The sequence below is a fragment of the Veillonella sp. genome, assembly GCF_015058545.1.
Lineage (GTDB): Bacteria > Bacillota > Negativicutes > Veillonellales > Veillonellaceae > Veillonella_A.
The window spans coordinates 1-6,382 of the sequence record NZ_SVCB01000066.1; the positions used below are offsets into that span (position 1 = coordinate 1).

Here is a 6,382-nt window from a genome sequence, read left to right on the forward strand (position 1 = left end):
CAGCCTTAGATAAGCGTTTTAAATCTTCCATACTATGGTCAACGGCCAATACCAGATTAACCTCTATACCAACTAATTTTAACAGACGTTCCAGTTCTGCCAAATCATCTAATTCATTGTAATACGTAACGGAGCAACCTATAAAATTTACTGAAAAGCTCGCTTTATTCTCACCGGTGCTGTTTCCGTGACTATTTTCTTTATCCTTGGCAATAGTTTGATTATTTTGCAAATCCACAAGTTTCAACAAATCCAGCAATGATTTACGATAACCCGCCCAAAAGTCCCCCAAAGTGCCACCGGAGTCCATGGTAAGGATAGGACAGGTCAAATCGGATTCGCTGACAATACTCGGCAAATCATCACCGATTAAACTAAAGGCACAACTGTTTTCCACAAGAACGAGTCCCGGCGCTTTTGGCAGTTTAGCTAAATCAGCTAACATCTGAAGCACTTCCTTTTCTGTACCAAAGACAATGGCTCCATTGGAAGGATACGTGCACAAAAATCGTTGTCCTAAATTAAGTCCCGGACGATCCGTCACCTTCATGGCGTAATAATAACACCATGTCGGACCATTCGCCACAATGTACGCATCGGTAATCCCCGCCGCCATGGCAGCCGCACCGGAAAGAGCACAACTTTGTAAGCATTCATTATGATTGAACCACGAATTACCAGCCATAAAGAACAATCCCCCTTTCGCCGCGTCGTCTGGCCAACATAAACAGTTTCCGATACATCTGTACCAAGCCGGCCATACCGATAGGCGGCAAACAAGGCAATATTAATTGTCGCAAGAAAGGCTCGGCCAATTCCTGTGTTGTTATGATTAACGCTTCCTTCGGCAATACCGTTTCTACTGTTTCCAAAACAACCGGCGTTTCCGGATAAAAGCGCTGTATCATCGTGCGATACGCAGCTTGCTGTGCCTCCGGAACATTGTCCAAAATAACAACTCGATTTAACGCGAGTTGACCTAAATGAAGCCATTCCAACACCCAACTCAAATCATAGTTGGGGTTTATATAGCCTAAAGCAAGTACGATAGAAGCCTCTTGCAGCGTCTTTTTAAAAGGCGCCAAACCTTCTTCAAAACGACGCCATACATTGGCCTTTACAGCTTCAATGTCTATATTTGGATGAGGGGGTTCCCCTTTAAAATCTGATTGATCTTTAAAGTTTTGCAAAAATACACTGAAATCATCGAGCCAACGTTTAGTCCCCTCCCAGCCGATAGGATAATCGGAAGCAAAATGAGGCACACCCAGCTTTTCAGTCATATAATCGGCAATTTCACGTAAATAAGCATAGGCCTTTTGAGTGCCACCTAAAATAACGGTTAAATCGGATTCGCCGATTTTTTGCATATCTTCAATAGAACAATAGCCGGGGAAACTTTTATAAATTTCCAGCCCAAAGTCTTCAATTAAAGTACAAAACTGTTGAATGGCCAATGAACCCGGACCGTCTTTTTCACCGATAAGAGTCACTTTATAAGGTGCATTGGCCGACGAATTAACCTTAGGGACTTCTTTTTTTACCATAAAACGATCGATTAATAGCTTAGCTGCATTGATAAAACCGCCATAATATTCGCCGTCTAAAAAGCCATGACAATCCACATAAAGTACAGGAATTCCATGCTCGGTTTCCGCCTCTTGGCAAATGGCCGCCGAATCATCACCGATAACACCGGCTACACAGGAATCGGTAACCATAATGTAACGTGGCGAATACGTGGCTACCACATAGTCCAAGCATTTTTTTAACAGTGAAGTCCCACCAAAAATAGATTCCTTCTTGGCAATATTTGATGTTATAAGCGGTGCTGTATAAGGCGGGTTCGTAAATTCACGGCGCGCCAACATGCGAAAATACTGATTACGTTCCATTTCTTCCGTAATATGGGCACACGCTTTTGGTGCGTGATAAACCACCACACAGCCCTCTGAATGAGCTACCGCTTTCCACACGCCGGGCATGCTGCAACTGTAACTGACTTTGTCTTTTATAAAACGTCGCTTATTCACGGCCATAGCTATACACCAACTCTTCCAATTCTTCAAACGTTAACGGTTTTGGCAAATCGGTGACTTTATTGTTTTTAATATAGGTCGCCAACTCGCGATACACGCCGGCCTGATTGCTGTCCGGTGCACACTCGATAACAGTCTGACGATTAATTTCCGCATTCTGCACAATATTATCTCGCGGAATCACAGCAACTACTTTCGTGCCTAAATGCTCTGCAAAAGCTTGCACAATAGCTTCTTCATTAGGGACCAAGCGACTATTCAGAATGAGTCCGCCCAATCGAACCGAGCCACGGCTGGCAAAACGAGCAATCCCTTTACAAATATTATTAGCTGCGTAGAGCGCCATCGTCTCACCGGATGTAACTATATAAATTTCATCCGCATAGCCTTCACGAATCGGTACAGCAAAACCGCCGCAAACCACATCGCCCAGCACATCATAAATCACAATATCCGTATCATCCATAATATTTAGCTCTTTAAGCTTTTCTAAAGCAACAATAATACCGCGTCCGGCACAGCCCACCCCCGGCTCCGGCCCGCCCGCTTCAATACAAGTAACTCCGGCAAAACCGGTATGAACCACATCTTCAGCCGTAACGTCATCATCTTTTAGACAAACCTCATCCAGCACGGTTTGGTGACAAATCTTATGAAGTAACAAGCGGGTGGAGTCGTTTTTAGGGTCGCAGCCGATTTGACAAACTTTTTGCCCCTGCTGAGCCAAGGCAGCCGAAATATTGGCCGTCGTTGTCGATTTACCGATACCGCCTTTACCATATATAGCAATCTTTTTCATAGCATCACTGCCTTTCCGTTATTGTATAAGGCTATTTCGTAGCATCTCAGCACTTATTTGATACGTTATATATTATGATACGCATTTGGAATTGCTACTCTTTCGTAGCATCCCCCAGCCTAATGCGCACTTCGTTAATAATGTGATTCTCTAAATTACGAATTACCGCATCAACTTCAAATTGATGCACATCGGAAATGCCGGCCGGTTCAAAATACTCAAGGCTATTAGACGGATAAGAGCCGGACGCTTCAACCGGTACCAGCCCCAACTGCACTAAGCCAAGATTTAATTCTTCATCCGTCAAAAGCCCCCAAAGCCATTCATCCACCAAATGCGACCACAAGGCACTCATAACAACTGTTTCATTACTGCGCGCATATTTCTCAAATGCATTAAGCACTTCAAACTTCTCATGGCCGTCAGCTTCATACTCACTCATATAGCTTTCAAACAGATAGTTCAGGGAAAGCCCGAAGCGCTGCAAACGCTTAAATAGATTATGTTGCTGTTTCGGCCCCAAATGAGTCTGCTTGTATAATGCTAATTTTACCGCTTTTTTAACTGCTTTACCAATTAGTTCGCCCAGCTTTGAATGCTTTCCGGCTCCGTCATAATAATAAGGTGACTCACTGTTAGCGACCACAATCGTTTGATCCGTACCGGAACCGGTAGCGATGCCCATCGAATAATGGCTGCCCGCTTGAAGTTCTTGCAAGGCTGCCGTTTTTGCTTCCGTACAAGTCACTAAGGCTCTTGCCAATAAAGGTTCTGCCAAATCGCCGTCGATATAAAGGATAATGTTAATCGTGCCAAGCGGCTTAGCCGGATTTTCCGGAGATGCCTTTTTTCGCCCCGTTTTAAAACGAATATCCGCCTCAGTTGTGGCCTCCGTTTTTACCAAAGGATTATGATACGAAGCTTCATCGCCTACACGTCCGCCATTAACATCAATACCACCGGTAACAATAGCCGTCACCGTAAGTTCCTTATAAGACTTCTCAATAATCGCTACATTCTCCATGTAGGCCGCCGTACCAATGCCGGTTCCTTTGGTGGGTTCAAAACCTAGACGCAACGTTACATCATGCAAATGCTGCAAATAATCTTCCAGTGACGTGCACATCGTCTCCCCGGGGCTGGGCTTGGAGTCATGATTGAACACATAAGTATAATCCTCATGATAACCACCATTAAATAGAGAGGTACTCAATACCTTGCGCGGTCCGGTAAAATTAACTACGATTGATCGTTCATAACGTGATACCGAGTCGCCGGTTGGCAATTTCCACAGTTCCATAAAATAGATTCCTTTTGGTGAAAAATAACATATAGATATAGCCCCCATTACTTGCATAATGGGGGTAATCTTTAAACTATAGTAAAAGAACTAATACTATACTGCATTCGATATTTATATTAGAAAGTGAATTCCATACCTAATTGATAGTTACGGCCAGGCATTGCCCACCAATCTCCGGCACTACCGCCCCAACCGGCAACATTCGACATTTCCGCATAGTACACATCAAAGATATTATTAACACGACCAAAAACGGTAATATCATCAGTAATACGATAATTAGCACTTACATTCGTAATCCAATAGGTGCTCTTAGGGAAGAAATCACCTTTATCGGCAGTCGTAGCAATGCCCGGACGGTTAATTACGGCACGTACATCCAAATGAGCATCCCATTTAGCATCGTTATAGTCTAAACTTAAATTGATAGCATGTTTCGGTACATAGCCGTTTGCATTGGCGGAGCGTCCGGATGTAGCGTCAATATGGGTATATGTATAAGCCGCTCCGGCTGACAAGTTACCGGTAATTTGCTTACGCAAATCGAAGCTGAAACCACGTGCTTTTTCATTTGAAAAATTAGCATACTTACTGGTAGATCGATTGAAATCAATTTTATCAGTGGAATGGCGGGTAAAGAAGTTTAAATTGCCTATTAAGGAATTACTAAATTGATGATGAACACCAAAATCTACTTCATGACCGGTTTCCGGTTTTAAGTTTCTGTTCCCATAGTTATCACTGAATAACTGATATGGGGTCGGAGCCAAGAAATATTCATTATACGACACATATACATTAGTCTTTTCATTTACATCATAACCCAAGGAAATGTGAGGTGATGTATGGGACCCGAATTCCGAATGATGATCCACACGAATGCCAGGTGTTAATGTCCATTTTGGAGCAAAATTCCAAGCATCTTGAACATAATACGATGTATTCGTTAACTTTTTACCGGTAATTTTTTCCCAGCTGTCACCGATAGTATTTACTTTATCCTGACGCCAATCAAAACCACCAATCAAAGTATGTTCACCGACCAAATATGTTACCTGATCGCCGATGGCTATTGTTTTAATATCCGTCGTATAGCCGTCATAAGTACCGTCATAGTGATTATTTAATACATATAGCTGATGACTTAAGCGGTCATTGATTGTATTTTTCCAAATACCACGGAACGAATCATTACCTTCATTATCATAGCGAATATGATTTAATTTTTTAGCAGAATCGGCATATTTTACATCGGCTCGATAGGAATCATAGGAAATCATTACATTATTATTAGCGTCAATATCGCTGCCAACCATAAAAGATGCAGTACGTCCGTTTAAATGTTGCGGGACTTTCACGCCATGGGCGTCTTTATAGCTACCCACTATATCTTTCTGATACGATGCACGCCAGTATACATTGCCTTCTTTACCCTCGTTGATAAATTTATATTGCTCTCTATCATAACTACCGCCGGTAATACGAGTGGTCGTTTTCATACCTTCTTCCGGCACACGAGTAATAACATTGACAACCCCGCCGATAGCACCGGAACCATATAAAGTCGACGCAGCCCCTTTGACCACTTCTACACGATCAATGCCATCCATATTTTTTAAAATAGTAAACGGTACATTAACACCGGCTGCATTCATATTAATTCCATCTACCATATATAAAACGTTATTACTGCCATTAATTCTGAATGAATTCGAGTTAGTGTAGCCGGCGCCACCACCATAGGTATTAAATTCTACGCCCGGCACGTTACGCAACGCTTCCCCTAAATTAGATTCATGACGTTCTTCCAAATCTTCGCCTTTTACAACGGTTACACTGGCAGGCACCTTAGTAACCTGCTGTTCCGTACGCGTTGCAGTTACTACTACATCAGGTAATGCATACACTTCATTAGTTTCAGCGGCCGAAACCGATTGGCCGGCGAATGCCGTACCTCCAACAAGTGCCAAGGTCACATACATAGCTAACATTTTTTTGTTTTTAAACATAACTCGACCCATAATAAACCCTCCAACTCAACACCTATAAAACACTTACTATTAAAATAGTAATAAAACAAACCCATTAAACACACACTTTTTATTTCATAGAGTAACCATATGTGACACGCGCCAACTCTTCAATACCATTAACGATAAACTGTGAATAACTCATTATCCAGCGAGCATCAATAACATATATTTGATGATTTTTTACTGCCTTCACATCCTTTAAGGCCGG

At 42.4% G+C, this 6,382-nt stretch carries 5 protein-coding genes; all 5 read right to left on the bottom strand.

The window, feature by feature from the left end; genetic code table 11:
• The coding region (locus tag E7204_RS04325; protein WP_295181922.1) for a nitrogenase component 1 at window positions 1-685 on the bottom strand (685 nt) is incomplete at its 3' end.
• Complete coding sequence (locus E7204_RS04330; RefSeq protein ID WP_295181925.1) at window positions 675-2,069, bottom strand: nitrogenase component 1; 1,395 nt, start codon at window positions 2,067-2,069, stop codon at window positions 675-677. The genes E7204_RS04330 and E7204_RS04325, both read right to left, overlap by 11 nt.
• Window positions 2,026-2,838 carry a nitrogenase iron protein gene (gene nifH, locus E7204_RS04335; protein ID WP_295181928.1) on the bottom strand — a complete coding sequence of 271 codons (813 nt, stop codon included), beginning with the start codon at window positions 2,836-2,838 and terminating at the stop codon, window positions 2,026-2,028. Before nifH ends, E7204_RS04330 begins: the two co-directional genes overlap by 44 nt.
• A 94-nt stretch (window positions 2,839-2,932) precedes the next feature.
• Entirely contained in the window at window positions 2,933-4,138 is a 1,206-nt protein-coding gene (locus tag E7204_RS04340; protein WP_295181931.1) for an adenosylcobinamide amidohydrolase, read from the bottom strand.
• A 119-nt stretch (window positions 4,139-4,257) separates the two neighbouring features.
• The gene (locus E7204_RS04345; protein WP_295181933.1) at window positions 4,258-6,162 is read right to left on the bottom strand and encodes a TonB-dependent receptor; all 1,905 of its coding nucleotides are present in this window, start codon (window positions 6,160-6,162) and stop codon (window positions 4,258-4,260) included.
• Window positions 6,163-6,382 lie beyond the last annotated feature (220 nt).

What these genes read in the sequence shown, in the direction of transcription:
- E7204_RS04340 (WP_295181931.1), bottom strand. Translation starts at nt 4,138, where the DNA reads ATGGAACTGTGGAAATTGCCAACCGGCGACTCGGTATCACGTTATGAA.
- nifH (WP_295181928.1), bottom strand. Translation starts at nt 2,838, where the DNA reads ATGAAAAAGATTGCTATATATGGTAAAGGCGGTATCGGTAAATCGACA.
- E7204_RS04345 (WP_295181933.1), bottom strand. Translation starts at nt 6,162, where the DNA reads ATGGGTCGAGTTATGTTTAAAAACAAAAAAATGTTAGCTATGTATGTG.